This is a genomic window from Achromobacter sp. NFACC18-2 (assembly GCF_900108985.1).
Taxonomy (GTDB): domain Bacteria; phylum Pseudomonadota; class Gammaproteobacteria; order Burkholderiales; family Burkholderiaceae_B; genus Achromobacter.
Genome location: NZ_FNYM01000015.1, coordinates 137,835 through 158,452 on the forward strand (window position 1 = coordinate 137,835; position 20,618 = coordinate 158,452).

The window sequence follows — 20,618 nt, forward strand, 5'->3', positions numbered from 1 at the left end:
TGGTGTGCAGACCCTGCCCGGGCCGGTTCGCGCCGTGCCCCGTCAGGAGGTGAGGTCGATGAGCTGGCGCACGTCCTTGGTCAGCGCCTCGATGCTGTCGGTGTCCGACGCCAGCAGGCGCGCATGGCCGTCTTTGTCGAAAATGTACACGCCGCGGCTGTGCGTCACTTCGTACATGTCGGCGTCGTCGCCGGGGCGGGGCTTTTCGATCTGGTAGGCCACGCGGTAGCGGCGCGCCAGGTCGGCGATCTGCCGTTCGTCGCCGGTCACGCCAATGGCGTTGTTGTTGAAGGCATTGACGTAGGCCTGCAGGATGTCCGGCGTGTCGCGGTGCGGATCCACGCTGACGAAGAGGATGCGCACGTCCTTGGCCTTGTCGCCCAGGTTCTGCAGCACCGCGGTCAGCTGCGCCATGGTCGTGGGGCAGATGTCCGGGCAACTGGCGTAGCCAAAAAACAGCAGCACCGTCTTGCCCTTGAGGTCTTCGCTGCTGACCGTCTTGCCGCCCGCGCCGGGCAGCGAGAACTTCAGGTCCGGCAGATGCCCCTTCACGTTATAGAGCGTCCAGTCCACGTTCCTGTCGCCGCAGGCGGCGAGAAACACACACAAGGCCAACAGCAGTCCGCGAAAGGCGCGGCCGGTAATCAGGTGTCGCATGGGTCCAGTAGCCGGAAAGGGGTAAACCTCCCGGATTCTACCCGCTGGGGTCCACGCGGGCGCAGCCAGCGGCGCGGCGGCTTGTGCGGGCGCAAGGGCCGGTCGAAAAAACGGCCCGCGCGGGGGCGGGCCGTATCAGGCGGTCAAGCGGTGTCTGACACCCTCCAGGAAGCGCTCTGCAATCAACAACAGCATTCCAAGGGTGTCAGACACCGCCGGGGGGGCTGACACCGCCGACCGCAGTCAGCAGTCAGCAGTCAGTCGTCAGCCCGCCGTCATGCCGCTGTGGCGCAGCAGCGCGTCGATGCGCGGGGCGCGGCCACGGAACGCGGCGAAGGACTCGGCCGCCGGGCGTGAGCCGCCCACGGCCAGCACTTCGCGGCGGAAACGCGCGCCGGTTTCCGGGTCCAGCGTGCCCAGGGCGTTGCCGGCCTGTTTTGCGGCGGCCTCCTCAAAGGCCTCGTAGGCGTCGGCCGACAGCACTTCCGCCCACTTGTAGCTGTAGTAGCCCGCGCCATAGCCGCCCGCGAACAGGTGCGAGAAGGCGTGCGGCAGGCGATGCCAGGCGGGCGGGAACAGCACCGCCACTTCCTGGCGCACTTCCTGCAGCAGGGCCAGCACTTCGGAAATCGACGCGCCCTTGCTGCGGTCGTGCATCAGCATGTCGAAGAGGGCGAATTCGATCTGGCGCACGGTCTGCATGCCGCTCTGGTAGTTGCGCGCGGCAACGAGGCGGTCGTAGAGCGCGCGCGGCAGCGGCTCGCCGGTGTCCACATGCGCCGACAGCTTCTGCACCACGGCCCATTCCCAGCAGAAGTTCTCCATGAACTGCGAGGGCAGCTCGATGGCATCCCACTCCACGCTGGCGAACGCGGCGGCGCCGGGCTCGTCCACTTCGGACAGCAGCGCATGCAGCGCGTGGCCGGTTTCATGGAAGAGGGTGATGACGTCGTCGTGCGTCAGCACGGCGGGACGGTCGCCATTGGGACGCGAGAAATTGCACGTCAGGTAGGCGATGGGCGTCTGCACCTTGCCGGCCACGACGCGGCGCGTGCGTTCGCTGTCCACCCAGGCGCCGTTCTGCTTGCCGGCGCGCGCGTACAGGTCCAGGTACAGGTGGCCGATGAGCGCGCCGTCAGGGCTTTCCACCCGCACGCCGCGCACGTCGCCGTGCCACGAGGACACGGGCGTTTCCGCCAGGCGCACGCCGAACAGGGTCTCGATGACCTCGAACAGGCCCGCCAGCACACGGGGCTCGGTGAAGTACTGCTTGACCTCGTCTTCCGAGTAAGCGTAGCGCGACTCGCGCAGGCGCTCTGAGGCATACGCCACGTCCCAGGGCTGCAGGCTGTCCAGACCCAGTTCGCCGGTCGCGTAGGCCGTCAGTTCCGCCAGATCGCGCTGCGCGAACGGCTTGGCGCGCGCGGCCAGGTCGCGCAGGAAGACGGTGACTTCCTGGGCGTTGCGGGCCATGCGCGTCTGCAGGCGCAGCGCGGCAAAGGTGCCCAGGCCCAGCAGGCCGGATTCCTCGGCGCGCAGCGCCAGCAGTTCTTCGATCAGCGGGGAGTTGTCGAACTTGGCGTCGCCCTGCTCGGAGGCGACGGTGCCGTAGCCGCGGTACAGCGCCTCGCGCAACGACCGGTCCTGCGCGTACTGCATGACGGGCAGGTAGCAGGGCATCTTCAGCGTGAGCTTCCAGCCGGCCTTGCCGTCTTCCTCGGCGGCGGCGCGGGCGGCGGCGCGCACGTCAGCCGGAATGCCGGCCAGGCGGGCTTCGTCTTCGACCAACAGCGACCAGGCGTCGATGGAATCGAGCACGTTTTCGGAGAATTTCTGCGAGGCCTGGGCTTCGCGGTCGGAGATCGCGGCATAGCGTTCGCGGTCCGCGCCTTGCAGTTCGACGCCGCTCAGGCGGAAATCGCGCAGGGCCATTTCCACGATGCGGCGGCGCACCGGCGTCCAGGACGCGAAATCGGGGGCGGCGGCCAGGCGCTGGTATTGCTTGTACAGGCCTTCGTGCAGCCCGACCCAGGTCGAGAATTCGGTGACCAGGGGCAGGGCGGCGTTATAGGCTTCGCGCAGCTCGGGCGTGTTGACGACGGCGTTCAGGTGCCCGGCGACCGACCAGGCGCGCCACAGCCGCTCGGAGGCGGTATCCAGCGGCTCCACCACGGCCTCCCAGGTGGGCGCGAGCGCGGGATCGGCGGCCTGGTCGACGGCCTGGCGGGCAATGCCCAGCAGTTCCTCGACGGCAGGCACGATATGCCCGGGCTTGACGGCCGCGTAATCGACCAGTTCGGAAACGGGAGCGAGCAGGGGGTTCTGGGTCATGGTGTTACCGGCTTATAGGGTGGCGGGCGGCGCGGTCAGCGCGCCGGCAAAGGAGATAAGGATCAGGTAGGGGCGATCCGGCCAAACGCAAGGTGCGGACTGACGGCCGCGCCGGGGCGGGTTTCGGGGCGGGTTTCGGGGTGGGTTTCGGGGCGGGTGTCAGGCACCGAGTTGCAGCAAATCGGCAGGTGCCGGTGTCTGACACCGGGAAACGATGGTTCGGGCTGGAACGCATCTCACGCGGTGTCAGACACCGCGCGGCCCCCCCCCCCCCGTGCCTTCAGCCAGCGGCCCGTTCAGCCGCTTCGACCGTATTGACCAGCAGCATGGCGATGGTCATGGGACCCACGCCGCCCGGCACGGGCGTGATCGCGCCGGCCACTTCCTTGGCGGAGGCGAAGTCCACGTCGCCGCACAGCTTGCCGTCCGCGCCGCGGTTGATGCCCACGTCGATGACGACGGCGCCGGGCTTGATCATCGAGCCGTCGATCATGCCGGGCTTGCCGGTGGCCACGACCAGCACGTCGGCGCGGCGGGTCTGGGCCGCCAGGTCGCGCGTCTTGGAATTGCAGATCGTGATGGTGGCGCCCGCCTGCAGCAGCAGCATCGCCATGGGCTTGCCCACGATATTGCTGGCGCCCACGATGACCGCCTCGGCGCCGCGCAGCGTCACGCCTTCGGCCTCCAGCATCTTCATCACGCCATACGGCGTGCAGGGACGGAACAGCGGCTGGCCGGTCATCAGCAGGCCCGCATTGCTGACATGGAAGCCGTCCACGTCCTTCTCGGCCGCGATGGCTTCGATGACCTTGTGGGCGTCCATGTGCTTGGGCAGGGGCAACTGCACCAGGATGCCGTGAATGGAAGGATCCTGGTTCAGGACCTCGATGCGGGCCAGCAGTTCGGCCTCGGTCATCTCGGCAGGGTACTGCTCTTTCACGGAATGCAGGCCGGCCTTCTCGCAGGCCGCGACCTTGTTGCGCACGTAAACCTGCGACGCGGGGTCCGCGCCCACCAGCACCACGGCCAGGCCGGGGCGGGTGCCCTTGTCGGCCAGGACCGAAACACGTTGGGCGACTTCTTCGCGAATGCGCTGCGACAGGGCCGCGCCGTCAATAATCCTTGCGGTCATGCATGTGCCTCAGGTTTGGCCAAGGCCACTTTCATCAAATCAGCAACGGTAGTCACTTCCAGTTTTTCCATAATGTTGGCGCGGTGCGCCTCGACGGTCTTGATGCTGATGCCCAGGTCGTCGGCGATCTGCTTGTTCAAGCGGCCGGCGACGATGCGCTCCAGCACCTGCTGCTCGCGCGCGGTCAGGCGCGCCAGCATGGCTTCGTGGTCCTTCTGGGCCTGGTGCTTGCTCACGCGCTGCGTGGCCTGCTCCAGCATGCGCGCCACGATCTCGCGCAGGTCGGATTCGTTGAACGGCTTTTCCAGGAAGTCGACGGCGCCTTTCTTCATGGTCGACACGGCCATGGGCACGTCGCCGTGGCCCGTGATGAACACGATGGGCAGCGGCGCATTGCGGGCGATGAGCTGCTCCTGGAGTTCCAGGCCGCTCATGCCGGGCATGCGTACGTCGGCGATCAGCACGCCAACCTGGCTGGCGTCGTAATCTTCCAGGAAAGATTCGCCGCTGGCGTAGGCGCGAACGCGATATCCGTTGGCTTCCAGCAGCCAGCGCAGCGAATCGCGGACCGCTTCGTCGTCGTCAACAATGAATACCGTGCTCGACAGGTGGGGCGTGTTCATGCGTGCAACTCCTCTGACTGATCGTTCTGGGCCTGCGTCTGGGTCGCAGCGCAGGGCAGGGTAAAGCGGAAGATAGTACCGCCGGCGGGATTCGGGTCGGCCCACAGGCGGCCGTGGTGCGATTCAATAATGGTACGGCAGATGTTCAGCCCCATGCCCAGGCCTTGGGACTTGGTGCTGAAGAAGGGTTCGAACAGGCGCTCGGGCTCGGCCAGGCCATGGCCGCGGTCCACCACGGCCACCTCGATATGCTGCTCGTGCAGAATTACGGCAACCTTAAGCTCGTCGGACTCGCTCTTTTCCATGGCTTCCAGGCCATTCTTGAGCAGGTTCAGCAGGACCTGTTCAATCAGGATGGGGTCGGCCAGGACGTCCGGGGCGTTGGACGGCACGAAGCTGTCGATGCGGATGCGGCGCTTGCGGGCGTCGATTTCGGCAAAGCCGATGGCGTTGTCGACGATGCGGCCGATCGCCACGCGCTGGCGGCGCGGCTCGCTGCGCTTCACGAATTCGCGGATGCGGCTGATGATCTTGCCCGCGCGCTCGGCCTGCGAAGCGGCCTTTTCCAGCGCCGGCAGCAGCATGTTGGGGCTGGTGTGGCCGGCCTTGACCAGGGCCACCGCGCCCATGCTGTAGTTGGCGATGGCCGTCAGCGGCTGGTTCAGTTCGTGCGCCAGCGACGAGGCCATCTCGCCCATGGTGGTGAGGCGGCTGGTGAGCTGGATCTTCTCCTGTTGCACGCGCGACGCTTCCTCGTGGCCGCGGCGTTCGGTGATGTCGCGCGCCACCTGCATGCGCACTCGGCGCCCGTCCGTCCAGGCCAGCATGCGGTGGTGCACTTCAAACCAGCGCTGCACGGACGGCGCGAAGACTTCGACCGATTCGTCGGTGAAGCGGCCGCGGCGGCCGGCCAGGAGTTCGTCGTGGCCGCCCGTCTGCGCGCCGAACACGCGGCGGTACGTGCGGTTGGCGAACAGCAGCTCCAGCCCGTCGTGGGTGTCGGCGGTGACGGAAATGGCGTCGTCCAGGCCTTCCAGCACGGTCATGAAGCGTTCGTGCGCGGCGGTCAGGGCCTCGCGGATGCGCTTGGGCTCGGTGATGTCGGTCATGGACGTCATCCAGCCGATCTGGTTGCCATTGGGGTCCAGCAGCGGCGACACATACATGCGCGCCGTGAAGCGCGAGCCGTCGCGGCGCTGCGCCTCGACCTCCAGGCCGCTGCTGGGCGTCTTGCCCGACATCAGCACGTCCAGCGTGTGCTGGTGCTGCTCGTGGCGGCCCGGCACCCAATAGGGGAAGGGCGGGCTGCGGCCGATCAGGTCGGCTTCGTTCCAGCCGATCATCCGGCAGAAGGCGGGGTTCACGTAGGCAATGCGGCCCTCCATGTCGAGCACGCGCATGCCCGTGGACATGGAGTTCTCCATGGCACGCCGGAAACCGGTTTCGGCGATGAGCGCGGCCTCGGCGGTGGACCGGAAGCGGGTATAGCGCCAGAGCATCAGCAGGCTGATGACGATGACGCAGGACAGCGCCAGCACCACCCAGATCAGGCGTTGCTGGCGCAGTTCCTGGTCTATCGTGACAAACATGACGCTGTCGTCATGGATGCGCTGCAGCCAGAAGAAGACGCCCATCACACAGATATAGAGGATCAGCACCATCGCGGGCGTGACCCAGTACACCCCGCGCCGCCGGGTACGGGCGTGGTCGTGGAAAGGCGTAGGAATGTTGGACTTGGGCGCGCTGGACATGGAATTCGGGCCGGATAGACCGCGCATTTTAGTGCGTGTTGGAAGGGAATTGCCGGGAATCAAGCCCTGCGTTCGGGCTAGGCCATAAAAAGTATGGCGTTCCGGCATTCAGCTTCGGGTCAACTTTCCATATTATGAAATGCCGTACCGCAACATGAAATTTTCCTTGCGACCGGTTAATCTTCTTTCTTAGAATGCCGCCTGATAGGGAAACCGGCCCTGGCAGGTCCTTAGAACACCCCGACCCCATGCATCACATGGTAGCCCGGATGATCCCGGCTACCATGCAATGTCCGCGAGTAGATAAATAAGCGGGTGTGTGGTCACGACGAACCCCAACAGGAGACACACGATGTCCTCTAACGCCCAGGCTGGCGCCGTGCAGGCCGCCAACGACGAAGACACCCTTGAAACCCAGGAGTGGCTCGAAGCCCTGGCGGCAGTCCTCGACCGCGAAGGACCGCAGCGCGCCCATTACCTGCTGGAACGCCTGATCGACGAAGCCCGTCGCTCCGGCGCCCATATCCCGTTCTCGCCCAACACCGCTTACGTCAACACGATTCCGCCCGGCCTGGAGCCGGCGCATCCCGGCAACCTGGAACTGGAATCGCGCATCCGCTCGTACGTGCGCTGGAACGCCATGGCCATGGTGGTCAAGGCCAACAAGCACAACCCGCCCGATGGCGGCGACCTGGGCGGCCACATCGCGTCGTTCGCCTCGCTGGCCACCATGATCGGCTGCGGCCAGAACCACTTCTGGCACGCTGAAGACGAAGGCCACGGCGGCGACCTGGTCTACTTCCAGGGCCACACCTCGCCCGGCATGTACGGCCGCGCCTACCTCGAAGGCCGCCTGACCGAAGAACAGCTGAACCACTTCCGCCAGGAAGTCGACGGCAAGGGCCTGTCCTCGTACCCGCATCCGAAGCTGATGCCGGACTTCTGGCAGTTCCCGACCGTGTCGATGGGCCTGGGCCCGCTGATGGCCATCTACCAGGCCCGCTTCCTGAAGTACCTGCACGCCCGCGGCATCGCCGACACCAGCAAGCGCAAGGTCTGGGTGTTCTGCGGCGACGGCGAAATGGACGAACCCGAGTCGCTGGGCGCCATCGCCCTGGCCGCGCGTGAAAAGCTCGACAACCTGATCTTCGTCGTCAACTGCAACCTGCAGCGCCTGGACGGGCCGGTGCGCGGCAACGGCAAGATCATCCAGGAACTGGAAGGCGACTTCCGCGGTTCGGGCTGGAACGTCATCAAGCTGATCTGGGGCGGCTACTGGGATCCGCTGCTCGCGCACGACAAAGAAGGCATCCTGCGCCAGATCATGGAAGAAACCGTCGACGGCGAGTACCAGGCGTACAAGGCCAACGACGGCAAGTTCGTCCGCGAACACTTCTTCGGCAAGCATCCGAAGCTCTTGGAAGCCGTGTCGCGCATGAGCGACGAGGACATCTGGCGCCTGAACCGCGGCGGCCATGATCCCCACAAGGTGTACGCCGCCTTCAAGTCGGCCAGCGACCACACCGGCCAGCCGACCGTCATCCTGGCCAAGACCATCAAGGGCTACGGCATGGGCCACGTGGGCCAGGCCAAGAACCCGACCCACCAGCAGAAGAAGCTGGAGCTGGACTCCATCCGCGAATTCCGCGACCGCTTTGGCATCCCCATCCCGGACGACAAGCTGGCCGACCTGCCGTACTTCAAGCCGGCCGAAGACTCGCCCGAAATGAAGTACCTGCACGAGCGTCGCGCCGCGCTGGGCGGCTACCTGCCGCGCCGCCGCGCCAAGGCCGACGAGCAACTGAAGGCGCCCGCGCTGGACGCCTTCAAGGCCGTGCTGGAGCCCACCGCCGAAGGCCGTGAAATCTCCACCACCCAGGCCTTTGTGCGCATCCTGAACCAGGTGTTGCGCGACAAGGAACTGGGTCCGCGCGTCGTGCCGATCCTGGCCGACGAATCGCGCACCTTCGGCATGGAAGGCCTGTTCCGCCAGATCGGCATCTACGCGCCGGAAGGCCAGAAGTACGTCCCGGTCGACAAGGACCAGGTCATGTACTACAAGGAGTCGGCCGACGGCCAGCTCCTGCAGGAAGGCATCAACGAAGCGGGCGCGATGAGCTCGTGGATTGCGGCGGCCACGTCGTACTCCTCGAACAACCGCATCATGATCCCGTTCTTCATCTACTACTCGATGTTCGGGTTCCAGCGCATCGGCGACCTGGCCTGGGCCGCCGGCGACATGCAGGCGCGCGGTTTCCTGCTGGGCGGCACCGCCGGCCGCACGACGCTGAACGGCGAAGGCCTGCAGCACGAAGACGGCCACAGCCACATCCTGGCCTCGACCATCCCGAACTGCGTGTCCTACGACCCGACGTTCGGCCACGAGCTCGCCGTGATCATCCAGCATGGCCTCAAGCGCATGGTGGAAGACCAGGAAAACGTCTATTACTACCTGACGGTGATGAACGAAAACTACCCGCAGCCCGGTCTGACCAAGGGCGACGAGGAAGGCATCATCAAGGGCATGTACAAGCTCAAGTCGCACGGCAAGGGCAAGAACCGCGTGCAGCTCATGGGCTCGGGCACCATCCTGCGCGAAGTCATGGCCGCGCAGGAACTGCTGGCTTCCGATTGGGATGTCGCGTCGGACCTCTGGAGCGTCACCAGCTTCACCGAGCTGCGCCGCAACGGCCTGGACGTCGAACGCCACAACATGCTGCACCCCGACGAGAAGAAGCCGCAGGTCGCTTACGTCACGGAACAGCTGGCCAAGACGGAAGGCCCGATCATCGCGTCGACCGACTACATGAAGCTCTTTGCGGACCAGATCCGTCCGTTCGTGCCCAAGGGCCGCGAATACAAGGTGCTGGGCACCGATGGTTTCGGCCGCTCGGATTTCCGCGCCAAGCTGCGCGAGCACTTCGAGGTGGACCGCCACTTCGTCGTGGTCGCCGCCCTGCGCGCGCTGGCCGACGAAGGCAAGGTGCCGGTCGCCAAGGTGGCCGAAGCCATCAAGAAGTACGGCATCAATCCGAACAAAGCCAACCCGCAATACGCCTGAGGGTAAAGAGACATGAGCAACATCGTGCAAATCAAGGTTCCCGACATCGGCGACTTCAAGGAAGTGGAAGTCATTGAAGTGCTGGTTGCCGTGGGCGACACGATCAAGGCGGAACAGAGCCTGATCACGGTCGAATCCGACAAGGCCTCGATGGAGATCCCGGCGTCGCAGGGCGGCGTCGTGAAGTCCATCGCCGTGAAGGTCGGCGACAAGGTCGCCGAAGGCGCGGTCGTGCTGGAAGTGGAAGCCGCCGACGCCGGCGCCGCCAAGGAAGAGGCTCCCAAGGCCGAGTCCAAGCCGGCTGCCAAGGAAGAACCCAAGCAGGCTGCCGCCGCTGCCCCCAAGGCCGAAGCGTCGGCCTCGGCCCCGGCCGCCTCCACGGGTCCGGTCGAGATCGAAGTGCCCGACATCGGCGACTTCAAGGAAGTGGAAGTCATCGAAGTCATGGTCGCCGTCGGCGACACCATCAAGGCCGAGCAGAGCCTGATCACCGTCGAGTCCGACAAGGCCTCGATGGAGATCCCGGCCTCGCAGGGCGGTGTGGTCAAGGAAGTGAAGGTCAAGGTCGGCGACAAGGTCGCCAAGGGTTCGGTCGTGGTGGTGGTGGAAGGCGGCGCGCAGCAAGGCGCGGCGCCCGCAGCCAAGGCCGAAGCCGCGCCGGCTGCCAAGTCGGAAGCCAAGACCGAAGCCAAGACCGAAGCCGCGCCCGCCGCTGCGCCTGCCTCGCGCCCGGCGCCTGCCGCCGCGCTGGAAGACGCCAACCTCAAGCCCGGCCAGTTGCCCCACGCCTCGCCGTCCGTGCGCAAGTTCGCGCGCGAACTGGGCGTGAACCTTTCCAAGGTGAAGGGCACGGGTCCCAAGGAACGCATCACCGCCGACGACGTCCGCGGGTTCGTCAAGCAGGCCCTGTCCGCGGCTCCGGCGGCTGCCGCCGCTGGCGGCTCGGCCGATGGCGCCGCGCTGGGCCTCCTGCCGTGGCCGAAGGTCGACTTCACCAAGTTCGGCCCCATCGAAGCCAAGCCGCTGTCGCGCATCAAGAAGATCTCGGGCGCCAACCTGCACCGCAACTGGGTCATGATCCCGCACGTCACCAACAACGACGAAGCGGACATCACCGACCTGGAAGCGCTGCGCGTCACGCTGAACAAGGAAAACGAGAAGTCGGGCATCAAGGTCACGATGCTGGCCTTCCTGATCAAGGCCGTGGTCGCGGCCCTGAAGAAGTTCCCCGAGTTCAATGCGTCCCTGGACGGCGACAACCTGGTGCTCAAGCAGTACTACCACATCGGTTTTGCGGCCGACACGCCCAACGGGCTGGTGGTGCCGGTGATCCGCGATGCCGACAAGAAGGGCATCCTGCAGATCGCCCAGGAAATGACCGACCTGTCCAAGAAGGCCCGCGACGGCAAGATCTCGCCCGCCGAAATGCAGGGCGGCTGCTTCTCGATCTCGTCGCTGGGCGGCATCGGCGGCACCTCGTTCACGCCCATCATCAACGCGCCTGAAGTCGCCATCCTGGGCGTGTCGCGTTCCGCGCACAAGCCCGTGTGGGACGGCAAGCAGTTCGTGCCGCGCCTGATGGTGCCGCTGTCGCTGTCCTACGACCACCGCGTCATCGACGGCGCCTCGGCTGCCCGCTTCAACGCCTATCTGGGCGCCTTGCTGGCCGACTTCCGCCGCATCGCGCTGTAAACGGGGAGCCCTATGAGCAATACCGTTCAAATCAAAGTGCCGGACATCGGCGACTTCAAGGAAGTGGAAGTCATCGAGGTGCTGGTGGCCGTGGGCGACACGATCAAGGCCGAACAAAGCCTGATCACCGTGGAATCCGACAAGGCCTCGATGGAAATCCCCGCGTCGCAGGGCGGCGTGGTGAAGTCCATCGCCGTGAAGGTCGGCGACAAGGTTGCCGAAGGCGCCGTCGTGCTGGAAGTGGAAGGCGCCGGCGCCGCCAAGGAAGAAGCCCCGAAGGCGGATGCCAAGTCCGACTCCAAGGCGGCCGCAAAGGACGCTTCCAAGTCTGAAGCGCCCGCCGCCAAGGCTGCCGCCCCTGCCGCCGCCACCTACAGCGGCTCGGCCGACGCCGAATACGACATGCTGGTCCTGGGCGCGGGCCCCGGCGGCTACTCCGCCGCCTTCCGCGCCGCCGACCTGGGCCTGTCCGTGGTCCTGGTCGAACGCTACAGCACGCTGGGCGGCGTCTGCCTGAACGTGGGCTGCATCCCGTCCAAGGCGCTGCTGCACAACGCCGCCATCATCGACGAAGCCCGCGAACTGGCCGCCCACGGCATCAGCTTCGGCGAGCCCAAGATCGACCTGGACAAGCTGCGCGGCTACAAGGACAGCGTGGTCGCCAAGCTGACCGGCGGCCTCGCGGGCATGGCCAAGGCGCGCAAGGTCACCGTGGTCACCGGCGTGGGCGAATTCGCCGACGCCAATCACCTGACCGTCAAGTCCGCCGACGGCAAGACCCAGACCCTGCGCTTCAAGCAGGCCATCATCGCCGCTGGCAGCCAGTCGGTGAAGCTGCCGTTCCTGCCCGAAGACGACCGCATCGTCGACTCCACCGGCGCGCTGCTGCTGCGTGAAGTGCCCAAGAAGATGCTCATCATCGGCGGCGGCATCATCGGCCTGGAAATGGGCACGGTGTACTCCACGCTGGGCGCGCGCCTGGACGTGGTGGAAATGCTGGACGGCCTGATGCAGGGCGCCGACCGCGACCTGGTCAAGGTGTGGCAGAAGAAGAACGCCTACCGCTTCGACAACATCATGTTGAAGACCAAGACCGTGGGCGCCGAAGCCAAGAAGGACGGCATCTACGTCTCCTTCGAAGGCGAGGGCGCGCCCAAGGAACCGCAGCGCTACGACCTGGTCCTGCAGGCCGTGGGCCGCAGCCCCAACGGCAAGAAGATCGGCGCCGACAAGGCGGGCATCGCCGTCACCGACCGCGGTTTCATCGAGGTCGACCGCCAGATGCGCACCAACGTGCCGCACATCTACGCCATCGGCGACATCGTCGGCCAACCCATGCTGGCCCACAAGGCCGTGCATGAAGGCCACGTCGCCGCCGAAGCCGCCGCGGGCCAGAAGTCCTTCTTCGACGCGCGCGTCATTCCGTCGGTGGCCTACACCGATCCGGAAGTGGCGTGGGTCGGCCTGACCGAAGACGAAGCCAAGAAGCAAGGCATCAAGATCGAGAAGGGCGTCTTCCCGTGGGCCGCCTCCGGCCGCGCCATCGCCAACGGCCGCGACGAAGGCTTCACCAAGCTCATCTTCGACGCCGAAACGCATCGCATCCTGGGCGGCAGCATCGTGGGCACCCACGCGGGCGACCTGATCAGCGAGCTGGCCCTGGCCGTGGAAATGGGCGCCGACGTCGTCGACATCGCCAAGACCATCCACCCGCACCCGACCCTGGGCGAATCGGTGGGCATGGCCGCGGAAGTCGCCGAAGGCGTCTGCACGGATTTGCCGCCGATGAAAAAGAAGTAACGTGCCACAGTGACGCGCCGCGGCTTGCCGCGACCGCCACCCGAAAAGCGCCGGCCCTTGCGAGGGCGCGGCGCTTTTTTTATTGGGACGATTTCATGCGGCGATCCGACGGTACGAGGCGGGCGAAAACCGCAGGGCAAGCGTCAACAGGACAATGGCGCCGCCAAGCATCACGACCCAGGCCTGGCTCAGGCTGGAAAACCGGTCGCGCAGCACGCCCGCCAGCAGCGGCATGAAACTCGCGATCACATAGCCCCCGCCCTGCACAAACGCCGCCAGCATCCCGGCCTGGGCCGGATCGTCCACATGGTCCATCGCCACGATCAGCGACAGCGGAAAGAGCGCGCCGATGCCCACGCCCAATAGCAGGCAGGCAAGCAGCGCCAGTTTGAGCGGGGCAAGGATCAGGCACACCAGCCCGCAGATCAGGATGACGAGGACCGCCGCAAGCGGTGTGCGGCGATCGGGAAACCTGCCGATCCAGGCCGAGACGGCAAGGCCGGCCATGACTTCCGCCAACGTCAGGCCGCCCAGCAGAAAGCCTGCGGCGGAAGGCGCCCAACCCAGACTGGTGTAGAACGGCGGCAACCACGCCAACACCAGCGTGTAGGCGCCGGTGCCGATGCCGAAAAACAGCATCAGCTCCCACGCCCGCAAGTTGCGCCAGAAACTGTGCGGCGCCGGGCGCGAAGCGGGCAGGCGTTGCGATGCGCGGCGGGCCGACTGGCCGCGCGCCGCGTTCAGCCACAGGGGCAGCGCCACCACCGCGGGCAGGCTCCAGAATGCCAACGCGGCTTGCCAGCCCATCTGGCCGGCCAGCCCAGCGGCGCCCGCCGCCGCGATGGCCGCGCCCGCCATGATGCCGGTCGTGTAAAGCCCGAAAACCCGTCCCACCTCATGCGCGAAATGGCGCTTGATGAAGGCCGGAAGCAAGGTCTGCACCAACGCAATGCCCACGCCCGCCACCGCTGCCGTCAGCAACAGCCCATAGGTGTCCACCGCCACGTACCGGGCCAGGCAGGCGAGGGCCACCAGTGCAAGTCCCAGGCCGATTCCGCCGCGTTCGCTCAACCGGCCGGTGACGTGCCGCCCGGCCAGCGCGCAAAGGCCCATCACGAACACGGGCAAGGTGGTCAGCAGGCTGGCCTGCGTGTGGGTCGCGCCCGTGGCCGCCTGGATCATGTCCAGCAGCGGCCCGATCGCCGCCAGGGCGGGACGCAGATTCAGCGCCACCGCCACAATGGCGACGACGACCAGCAGGGGGCGAACCGGCAGGCTCCGCATAAACTATCTCGACATAAAGTTATTTGATATCGAAGTATATAGATGGGGTTGCATGTCCGGCAACGGGATATCATTGCTTCCATCCCAAATAGCTTCATATAAAGGCAACCATGAAAGACCGCGCAAGGCGTGCCCGGGAAGAATGGCAGCGCGAACGGCCAGACATCGACGCCAACGTGATGGCGTTGGTGGGACGCCTGCTGGAAGCCACGCACCTGCTGGAGCGCCACTGGTTCCTGCCGCTGGCCGCGCAGTTCGAGCTGCATCAAGGCGAGTTCGACGTCATCGCCACGCTGCGGCGCTCGGGCCACCCCTATGCCATGACACCCACCGAGCTGCATGAAGGCTTGATGCTGTCGTCAGGCGCGATGACCAGCCGGCTCGACCGGCTCGAGCGCAAGGGACTCATCGAACGCGTGCCTTCCCCCAACGACCGGCGCAGCACCCTGGTACGGCTGACGCCGGCCGGCCTGGCGCTCATCGACAAGGTGCTGCCGCTGCACGTCGCGAACGAGCAGCAGGCGCTGTCGTCCTTGACGCAGAAGGAGCAGGGGCAACTGGATGCGCTGCTGGCCAAACTGATCGTGGGGTTGGCGGCAAAACCGGCGGATTGACGGGGGGCGGCGCGTGGAGGCGGGGGTGGGGGTGGGTGCGAGTCGAGGCATCGGCAGGACGTCCGGGCACCACCAGCCGGACATAAAAAAGCCGCCCCATGCGGGCGGCTGATCTTCAATCCGGGACTACGCGGCATGGCGCCGCGCGATGCGGGTTCAGGCGTGCGTATTGATGCGCGAACCCAGCTTGCCGTCGATCGCCAGGACCGGCAGCGATTGCATCAAGGTCGCCACCGAATCGGCCTGCGCATTGATTGCCTTCTTCGTTACGCTGGCCTGAACCTCCATCATGAGGTTCGCGTCGCGCAGGGCCAAGGCGGAATTGACGGTGTTGTTGACGGAAGCATCCATGGTCTAGGTGTCCTGGTGATGTGAGGCCGATTCATTGGCCGAAGCAAGTGGCATTATGCGGCACGCCCTTGGAATGATGCAAAACATTTCGCAATGATTGCGGGCCGCGGTGCATTGTGGCGCGGGTTCGTGGCTGGCATGTGACAGGGGCGGCCCGATGCATCAAGGCTGCGCCGGGCATTCCTTCACGACGCCCCAGCCGTTGTTGGCCTCGCAATACTGCTTGCGGGCCGTCCACGCGCAGTCGGGACGCTCGAAAAATCCGAGTTCCGCGCAACGCGCCAACTCGCCGTCGAGCGCCACAACCCAGGCCATCGGGTCGGGGGCGGGGATTTCGGTGATGCGCAGGGTGGGGTGCGGGGCCGAAGGAGCGTGCGGCGATTCGGCGGTGGCCGGCCGGTCCTGCGCGGCAGAAGCCGCAGGCTCTGGCGCAGGGGAAGCACTGTCCGTGGTGTCCGGCGTGGCAGGAGCATGCTCCACTGCCGGGGCGGAGGGGGAAGTGTCGGCCGCCGGCGATGCGGTTCGGGACGGCTCGTCCTGTCTCGCGCCATCGGGCGTCGCGTCCGCGCCCTTGCTGCCCACATCCGGCTCCGGGGGCATGGGCTGCGGCGGCGGCGCCAGCGGCACGCGCACCGGGCTGGCGGCGGTCGCGCCCGAGTTCGGGGTGCTGGGCGAATTCCATGACACCACGAGCAGCACCAGGGCGGCATAGATGGCCAGCGTATAGAGCACGGTCAACGTCGCGCACCCAACACGGCGGCGCGTCATGGGTTCGGCCTCATCGCGTCCGAGCAGACTGCGCCACCCGACCAGCGCCGCGCCCGGTGCCGAAATCAGCCACCAGCACAGCCGCTTGAACCAGCCGGGCTCCTGCCGGGGCAGCGAGGCATGCACCTGGGCGGCCAGCAGCTCGCGCAAGGCGCGGTTTTCTTCGCGCAGACGCCGGGTCTGCGAGTCCGCGGGCCCCTGGTCATCGTGATCCGGAGTGCTGTCGTGCTGCGTAGCGAGTGGATCGGGAGGCGTGGCGGTCATGTCGTGAAAAATATAGATACAAACGTGCGGAGGTAATTATGAAGTAAGTCCGCAGTCGGGAACCGGCGAATAGGCAGGGAAAAGGTGGGATTGGTCGGGATTGACGGCGCGCCTGGCGTTCCCAAATCGGTGCGGAAATAGTTGAATTGCCATGTTGCGTGGCCAACGTACATGTCTCGTGCCAGAGGCCGCAGAATCGTCGTATAGCAAGGCAGCCGAGCCTGGACGCTCTGAGCGACATGGCGCGGGGAGGGAGAAGGTACGTAAGCTATTGCACGGAAAGCGGCGAAACTGCGCCGCAATCGTGTAATAGCTTCGCCCTCCGTGCTGTACGCCAGCTATCGGACTCGCTTGAGGAAACCGTCCTGCGCCACCGTGATTTGCAGCTTATGCTGCATGGTGAAGTCCTGCTCGAACTGCGGATTATGGGGCAGCCACGCCTGCACGGCTGTCTTTGGACTATTGCCCTTGCCCCACGGTCGGTGAGCGCACAGTTCCGGCGGCATGTCTTCAACGACGGTGTCAAACACGACGCAGTAGCTGCCAGGCGTTGTCAGGGGAGCGTAGGCCTCTAGTTCCGCCAAGACGTGATCATGGGTGTGATTGGAGTCCAGGCATACGAGCACACGCTTGGCATCGCCCACTAGGTGACGGACCTGATTCACGACGTCCGCCGATATGCTGGACCCTTGGACCATTTTGATGAGATGGCTCATGGGATGCGCCTCGATCGCCTGCCGATTGTGTGCCCGGATATCGATATCCACACCGATGACTCGACGGTTCGATTTTCCTGGCAGCAATGCTGTCTGGTTCACCTGGGCGTCGCAGTAATCCAGCATCGCAAGCATCGACGCGCTCAGGACCAGCGAGCCGCCGTGCGCAATCCCCGTTTCCACGATCACATCAGGTCGAGTCGCCCAGATGATTTCCTGCATCGCCTGGATGTCTTGCGGATACTGGATGATGGGGCGCCCGAGCCACTGGAAGTTATAGGTATAGGCCCCAGACGTGCCGGCCTTGATCATCCATGCAAGCGTGTCAGCGGCCAATGCCTTGTCTTCGCCCAGGCGTTGGATATTGGCTTGTACTTCATTCTTGAACTGTGTAATCGCGTCCATGGTCTTGATTCTCTAGGTCTGGATGATTCTGACGCTGTCGACTCTTCCGCCGATCTGCGCGCCTTTGTAAAGGTTCTCGTAGCAAAACGGCTCGAAGCCCGCGGCTTTCATGGCGTTGGCGGTCCGGTCGATGTCATAGGGCACCCGGTGCAGCATGACATGACCAGCATCAAGCGTCGCATAGGCAGCCCGACTGTCGCCGTCGCGAGGTTGGCCCGTGGAACCTGGGTTGCAATAGCGTTGTTCGCCAAATTCGGCGAGTACCTGCACGTGGGTATGTCCGGAAAACATCAGGCTCACATCGGCCGGTATCTTGTCGCGGGATATCGTGTACAGATACTGGTCGCGTGGGTCTTCCGGCCCACCGTGCACGAACAGGCAGTCTCCTTCGCGGATGAACTCGTGCGAGCCTTTCAGCCAGTCGATCTGGTCCGCGCGCAGTATCCCTTTCTGGTAGTCGATGATCTGTGTGACCACGCGAGAGCGGGGACAGTTCTGATCAAGCGTGATGTAGCTGTCGTGGTTTCCCAAGACGTTGGGTGCGCCCAGTTCGCGCAGTAGGTCGATGCATTCGCCAGGCTGCGAGCAATAGCCGGCGACGTCGCCCAGCGAGATGAATCGCGAGCAGCCGCGCGCCTTCGCATCGGCAACCACCGCCTCCAGCGCGGGAAGATTGCCATGGATGTCAGAGAGTATGGCCAGCATGGGTGACAAAGTCCTCGGTATAACGCCAAGCCTTGCCCACGCCGGTGCGCGGTTCGTCTGGCCGAATGCCCAGCAAATACAGTTGAATGGCCATCTCGGCCTCGTTGAAGCCAAAGGCTGTGCGCAGCGAATTGCTGCTCGAAAAGCGCGGGTTGATTTCCAGCAGGTAGGGTGTTTCGCCTTCGACGCGAAATTGGAAATTCGTCGGACCCTGCGGCTGGAAATGCCGGCACAACCTTTCGGTCGCGGCTTCGATGACAGCGTGCTCGCGCAATGCTTCAGCTACAAGCGTATTGCCAGCGCCAGACAAGCGCCGCCGAAAAATAAGGGGCGACAGGGAGCTCCCATCTCCCAAGCCGAAGACGCCGACCGTATATTCTTCACTGGCGCTTCCGACTATGCGTTGCAGCATCCACGGCACGATGGTCTTCTGCCGCCAATAATTGAAGTCGGCCTCATCTTCGAGCAGGACGATCCCGCGCGATCCATTGCCACGGCGGGGTTTAAGCAGCAACGGCGCCGGACCCAATTCTTTGAGTGCCTGCGGCCAGGAACTCGGGAGAGCCGATGGAATCCCCGGGTATCCGATGGAGAGCAGTTCCTGGCCAAAATCCCATTTGTCTGCCGTTTTCTGAATCAACTCGGCGGAGTTGAGTGCCAATTTGACGTTCAGCCCTGAAAAAAACTCGCGGTGGGCGTCCAGGAAGGTCATGTCCAGTTCGAGACCCGGCATGATTAGGTCAATGCCATGTGTTTGGACGATGCGAGCCCAATAATCCAGATAAGCCTGGCTGTCCTCGGATGCACCCGGCTTCTGTTCGAAGGCATCGCAAAAGTGGGGGCCGGGCGAGTCCGCACTCCGATCTATGCCGATGATCCGCGGCGCATACCGGCTTTGTCTCAGGCTTTTTACGATGCCTTGACCGATGATCGCGCCCACCCCGGTGACGGCAACCGTCAAACCGCGCGCAGGGTGGCCTGACGGTTGCGAGGAGCCGATGGCTTTCGTGTTCATTTCACTTCCAGTTCCATCAGCAGCGCTACACACAAATCCGGAAAGTCGACCCCCACCTTCAGCATGGCGTGCAGGTTGGCATCAAAATCCGGCAACGTCTTGAGGACATTCAACGGCAACGGCTTAAGGTAAATTCCCTCTTCGTGTGTAATGCGGTAACCCGCATGGCGCACGGCCGCTCCAAGAGTTTCCCTGCAGTACTGTCGTTGATGGCCAAGTGCGACATCGTTGGCATTCAGGCTGTAGATATCGTCGATAAGTCCCAGTTCCAACCCAAGTCGGCGGTTCATCGACTTCGCGTTGGGCACGGCCACGTACACCCGACCGCCAGGTTCAAGGAAGTCTCGATAACGACGCAGGATCAAGTCGGGGTCGTCGACGTGTTCCAGAATGAACCCCATGACAATGATGTCGAATCGACGGTCAGGAACAAAATCCTCAAAGAACGCTTCGACGATCTGTCCTTGAAAATCGGGCGTGTTTTGTTGGAATTGCTCGATCACCACGCTCGCGCCGTCGACGATGATGTGATTGTCGGACGCCTTTGCGAAAATGCGGGAGGTGTACCCATGACCAAGCCCCAACTCCAACAGGGAGCGGGCCCGGCCAAATCGATCAATGATTCTGTGGGGATACCAGTTGAGAATCAGATTGTTCTCAATTTCCGTCGCGCCATTCGGCCTGTACTCGGAAGATACAGCGTTCAAGTCGTTTTTCATTTTTTGCCGGGCATGCGTGCGGCGCGGTCCAGAAATTCGCGCCAAGGGCAGGTTTGTGAACCGATTTCCGCGGCTCCCGAGGGACCCCGGTTTGCGATCAGGTCCAGCGCGCTGACATAGGGTGTGAATTCACCATGGAGCTGCGGATAAGGGTTGAGCGCGTAGTCCATGTAAAAGACCGAGACACCGATCTCCTCGAACGCTTCGTGGTCGAGATAGTTTCGTGCGCCGTGTCCAGTCACGTATTTACTTACGTCCAAAGCATTGCATAGCTCAATCAGCCGCTGCGTACTTGTGCCAGGTATGTTCAGCGCCGAAGACTTCAGGATGCGCGTGTTCTCCCCTAGGCCAGGGAAATACCGAATCAGTGCTTCCATTGAAGCCTGCGTCAGATCGGCAAGTGTCTTGTTGGGAAGCGAGAAAACGCTGTCGACGACGTCGAGCATGTCGCGCTTGAAAGGAGCCGCGGCGTAGGCCTGCTTTAACTGTTCAATGTGGCTGCGCTGCCAATTGGCGGTCTTATCGAGTAGTACTTCATTGATGTTTTGACCGAGCTTCTGTCCCGGCAATGGAACCGTCAACCACCGTATACCCTGCTGCGTCTTTATCTGCACTCGATTGCAGAATCCTCCGCGCGAGAACTGCACGTCGTCGTAATGCACAAAGATGTCGCTGCATCGGACCTGCTCGAGCATCCCAATCCAAGGAAAGTACATGGGTTGGGAAACCA

Annotated in this window: 17 protein-coding genes; 4 read left to right on the forward strand and 13 right to left on the reverse strand. The window is 64.4% G+C overall.

Annotation, left to right across the window (positions count from 1 at the left end):
* Positions 1-42: 42 nt before the first annotated feature.
* From BMW75_RS21800 to BMW75_RS21820, 5 genes are all read right to left on the reverse strand, one after another.
* Positions 43-657, reverse strand: coding sequence for an SCO family protein (locus tag BMW75_RS21800; protein WP_076521378.1), 615 nt, complete (start codon positions 655-657; stop codon positions 43-45).
* 264 nt (positions 658-921) lie between these two features.
* Complete coding sequence (locus tag BMW75_RS21805; protein ID WP_092581831.1) at positions 922-2,988, reverse strand: M3 family metallopeptidase; 2,067 nt, start codon at positions 2,986-2,988, stop codon at positions 922-924.
* Positions 2,989-3,268: 280 nt separating this feature from the next.
* Positions 3,269-4,120, reverse strand: a complete 852-nt coding sequence (gene folD / locus BMW75_RS21810; RefSeq protein ID WP_092581832.1) for a bifunctional methylenetetrahydrofolate dehydrogenase/methenyltetrahydrofolate cyclohydrolase FolD — start codon at positions 4,118-4,120, stop codon at positions 3,269-3,271.
* A complete protein-coding gene (locus BMW75_RS21815; RefSeq protein ID WP_043545730.1) occupies positions 4,117-4,743 on the reverse strand; it encodes a response regulator transcription factor in 627 nt (208 codons plus the stop codon). Before BMW75_RS21815 ends, folD begins: the two co-directional genes overlap by 4 nt.
* Entirely contained in the window at positions 4,740-6,494 is a 1,755-nt protein-coding gene (locus tag BMW75_RS21820) for a PAS domain-containing sensor histidine kinase (RefSeq protein WP_076521375.1), read from the reverse strand. The genes BMW75_RS21815 and BMW75_RS21820 overlap by 4 nt, the downstream gene beginning before the upstream one ends.
* A gap of 352 nt (positions 6,495-6,846) precedes the next feature.
* Here BMW75_RS21820 and aceE point away from each other — a divergent pair, with 352 nt between their 5' ends.
* From aceE to lpdA, 3 genes are read left to right on the forward strand one after another with little or no spacing between them, the layout of a single operon-like run.
* Positions 6,847-9,555, forward strand: coding sequence for a pyruvate dehydrogenase (acetyl-transferring), homodimeric type (gene aceE / locus BMW75_RS21825; protein ID WP_092581833.1), 2,709 nt, complete (start codon positions 6,847-6,849; stop codon positions 9,553-9,555).
* 12 nt (positions 9,556-9,567) lie between these two features.
* Positions 9,568-11,247, forward strand: coding sequence for a dihydrolipoyllysine-residue acetyltransferase (gene aceF / locus BMW75_RS21830; protein ID WP_092581834.1), 1,680 nt, complete (start codon positions 9,568-9,570; stop codon positions 11,245-11,247).
* Positions 11,248-11,259: 12 nt separating this feature from the next.
* Complete coding sequence (lpdA, locus tag BMW75_RS21835; RefSeq protein ID WP_092581835.1) at positions 11,260-13,047, forward strand: dihydrolipoyl dehydrogenase; 1,788 nt, start codon at positions 11,260-11,262, stop codon at positions 13,045-13,047.
* Positions 13,048-13,140: 93 nt separating this feature from the next.
* Here the strand turns inward: lpdA and BMW75_RS21840 are convergent, their stop codons facing one another.
* The gene (locus tag BMW75_RS21840; protein ID WP_092581836.1) at positions 13,141-14,331 is read right to left on the reverse strand and encodes an MFS transporter; all 1,191 of its coding nucleotides are present in this window, start codon (positions 14,329-14,331) and stop codon (positions 13,141-13,143) included.
* A gap of 110 nt (positions 14,332-14,441) precedes the next feature.
* Between BMW75_RS21840 and BMW75_RS21845 the strand changes: the two genes are divergently transcribed.
* On the forward strand, positions 14,442-14,945 hold the full coding sequence (locus tag BMW75_RS21845) for a MarR family winged helix-turn-helix transcriptional regulator (RefSeq protein WP_092581837.1): 504 nt from the start codon (positions 14,442-14,444) through the stop codon (positions 14,943-14,945).
* Positions 14,946-15,101: 156 nt separating this feature from the next.
* On the opposite strand, the gene BMW75_RS21850 is transcribed toward BMW75_RS21845, so the two are convergent.
* From BMW75_RS21850 to BMW75_RS21880, 7 genes are all read right to left on the reverse strand, one after another.
* The gene (locus tag BMW75_RS21850) at positions 15,102-15,296 is read right to left on the reverse strand and encodes a putative motility protein (protein ID WP_092581838.1); all 195 of its coding nucleotides are present in this window, start codon (positions 15,294-15,296) and stop codon (positions 15,102-15,104) included.
* A gap of 162 nt (positions 15,297-15,458) precedes the next feature.
* Positions 15,459-16,328, reverse strand: coding sequence for a hypothetical protein (locus tag BMW75_RS21855; RefSeq protein ID WP_092581839.1), 870 nt, complete (start codon positions 16,326-16,328; stop codon positions 15,459-15,461).
* Between the two features lie 338 nt (positions 16,329-16,666).
* Positions 16,667-17,449: a cephalosporin hydroxylase family protein gene (locus tag BMW75_RS21860; RefSeq protein ID WP_092581840.1), complete on the reverse strand. Its 783-nt coding sequence runs from the start codon at positions 17,447-17,449 to the stop codon at positions 16,667-16,669.
* A 12-nt stretch (positions 17,450-17,461) separates the two neighbouring features.
* On the reverse strand, positions 17,462-18,154 hold the full coding sequence (locus tag BMW75_RS21865; protein WP_092581841.1) for a metallophosphoesterase family protein: 693 nt from the start codon (positions 18,152-18,154) through the stop codon (positions 17,462-17,464).
* Positions 18,135-19,169: an ATP-grasp domain-containing protein gene (locus BMW75_RS21870; protein ID WP_092581842.1), complete on the reverse strand. Its 1,035-nt coding sequence runs from the start codon at positions 19,167-19,169 to the stop codon at positions 18,135-18,137. The genes BMW75_RS21865 and BMW75_RS21870 overlap by 20 nt, the downstream gene beginning before the upstream one ends.
* Positions 19,166-19,876, reverse strand: a complete 711-nt coding sequence (locus BMW75_RS21875; RefSeq protein ID WP_254792097.1) for a class I SAM-dependent methyltransferase — start codon at positions 19,874-19,876, stop codon at positions 19,166-19,168. The genes BMW75_RS21870 and BMW75_RS21875 overlap by 4 nt, the downstream gene beginning before the upstream one ends.
* A gap of 8 nt (positions 19,877-19,884) precedes the next feature.
* Positions 19,885-20,604: a WbqC family protein gene (locus BMW75_RS21880; protein WP_092581844.1), complete on the reverse strand. Its 720-nt coding sequence runs from the start codon at positions 20,602-20,604 to the stop codon at positions 19,885-19,887.
* Positions 20,605-20,618 lie beyond the last annotated feature (14 nt).

Bases quoted from the DNA above. Each gene is read 5' to 3' on its own strand.
- BMW75_RS21880 (WP_092581844.1), bottom strand. From the start codon at position 20,604: ATGTACTTTCCTTGGATTGGGATGCTCGAGCAGGTCCGATGCAGCGAC.
- BMW75_RS21815 (WP_043545730.1), bottom strand. From the start codon at position 4,743: ATGAACACGCCCCACCTGTCGAGCACGGTATTCATTGTTGACGACGAC.
- BMW75_RS21870 (WP_092581842.1), bottom strand. From the start codon at position 19,169: ATGAACACGAAAGCCATCGGCTCCTCGCAACCGTCAGGCCACCCTGCG.
- BMW75_RS21860 (WP_092581840.1), bottom strand. From the start codon at position 17,449: ATGGACGCGATTACACAGTTCAAGAATGAAGTACAAGCCAATATCCAA.
- BMW75_RS21850 (WP_092581838.1), bottom strand. From the start codon at position 15,296: ATGGATGCTTCCGTCAACAACACCGTCAATTCCGCCTTGGCCCTGCGC.
- BMW75_RS21800 (WP_076521378.1), bottom strand. From the start codon at position 657: ATGCGACACCTGATTACCGGCCGCGCCTTTCGCGGACTGCTGTTGGCC.
- BMW75_RS21865 (WP_092581841.1), bottom strand. From the start codon at position 18,154: ATGCTGGCCATACTCTCTGACATCCATGGCAATCTTCCCGCGCTGGAG.
- BMW75_RS21820 (WP_076521375.1), bottom strand. From the start codon at position 6,494: ATGTCCAGCGCGCCCAAGTCCAACATTCCTACGCCTTTCCACGACCAC.
- lpdA (WP_092581835.1), top strand. From the start codon at position 11,260: ATGAGCAATACCGTTCAAATCAAAGTGCCGGACATCGGCGACTTCAAG.
- BMW75_RS21840 (WP_092581836.1), bottom strand. From the start codon at position 14,331: ATGCGGAGCCTGCCGGTTCGCCCCCTGCTGGTCGTCGTCGCCATTGTG.
- BMW75_RS21855 (WP_092581839.1), bottom strand. From the start codon at position 16,328: ATGACCGCCACGCCTCCCGATCCACTCGCTACGCAGCACGACAGCACT.
- aceE (WP_092581833.1), top strand. From the start codon at position 6,847: ATGTCCTCTAACGCCCAGGCTGGCGCCGTGCAGGCCGCCAACGACGAA.
- aceF (WP_092581834.1), top strand. From the start codon at position 9,568: ATGAGCAACATCGTGCAAATCAAGGTTCCCGACATCGGCGACTTCAAG.
- folD (WP_092581832.1), bottom strand. From the start codon at position 4,120: ATGACCGCAAGGATTATTGACGGCGCGGCCCTGTCGCAGCGCATTCGC.
- BMW75_RS21805 (WP_092581831.1), bottom strand. From the start codon at position 2,988: ATGACCCAGAACCCCCTGCTCGCTCCCGTTTCCGAACTGGTCGATTAC.
- BMW75_RS21845 (WP_092581837.1), top strand. From the start codon at position 14,442: ATGAAAGACCGCGCAAGGCGTGCCCGGGAAGAATGGCAGCGCGAACGG.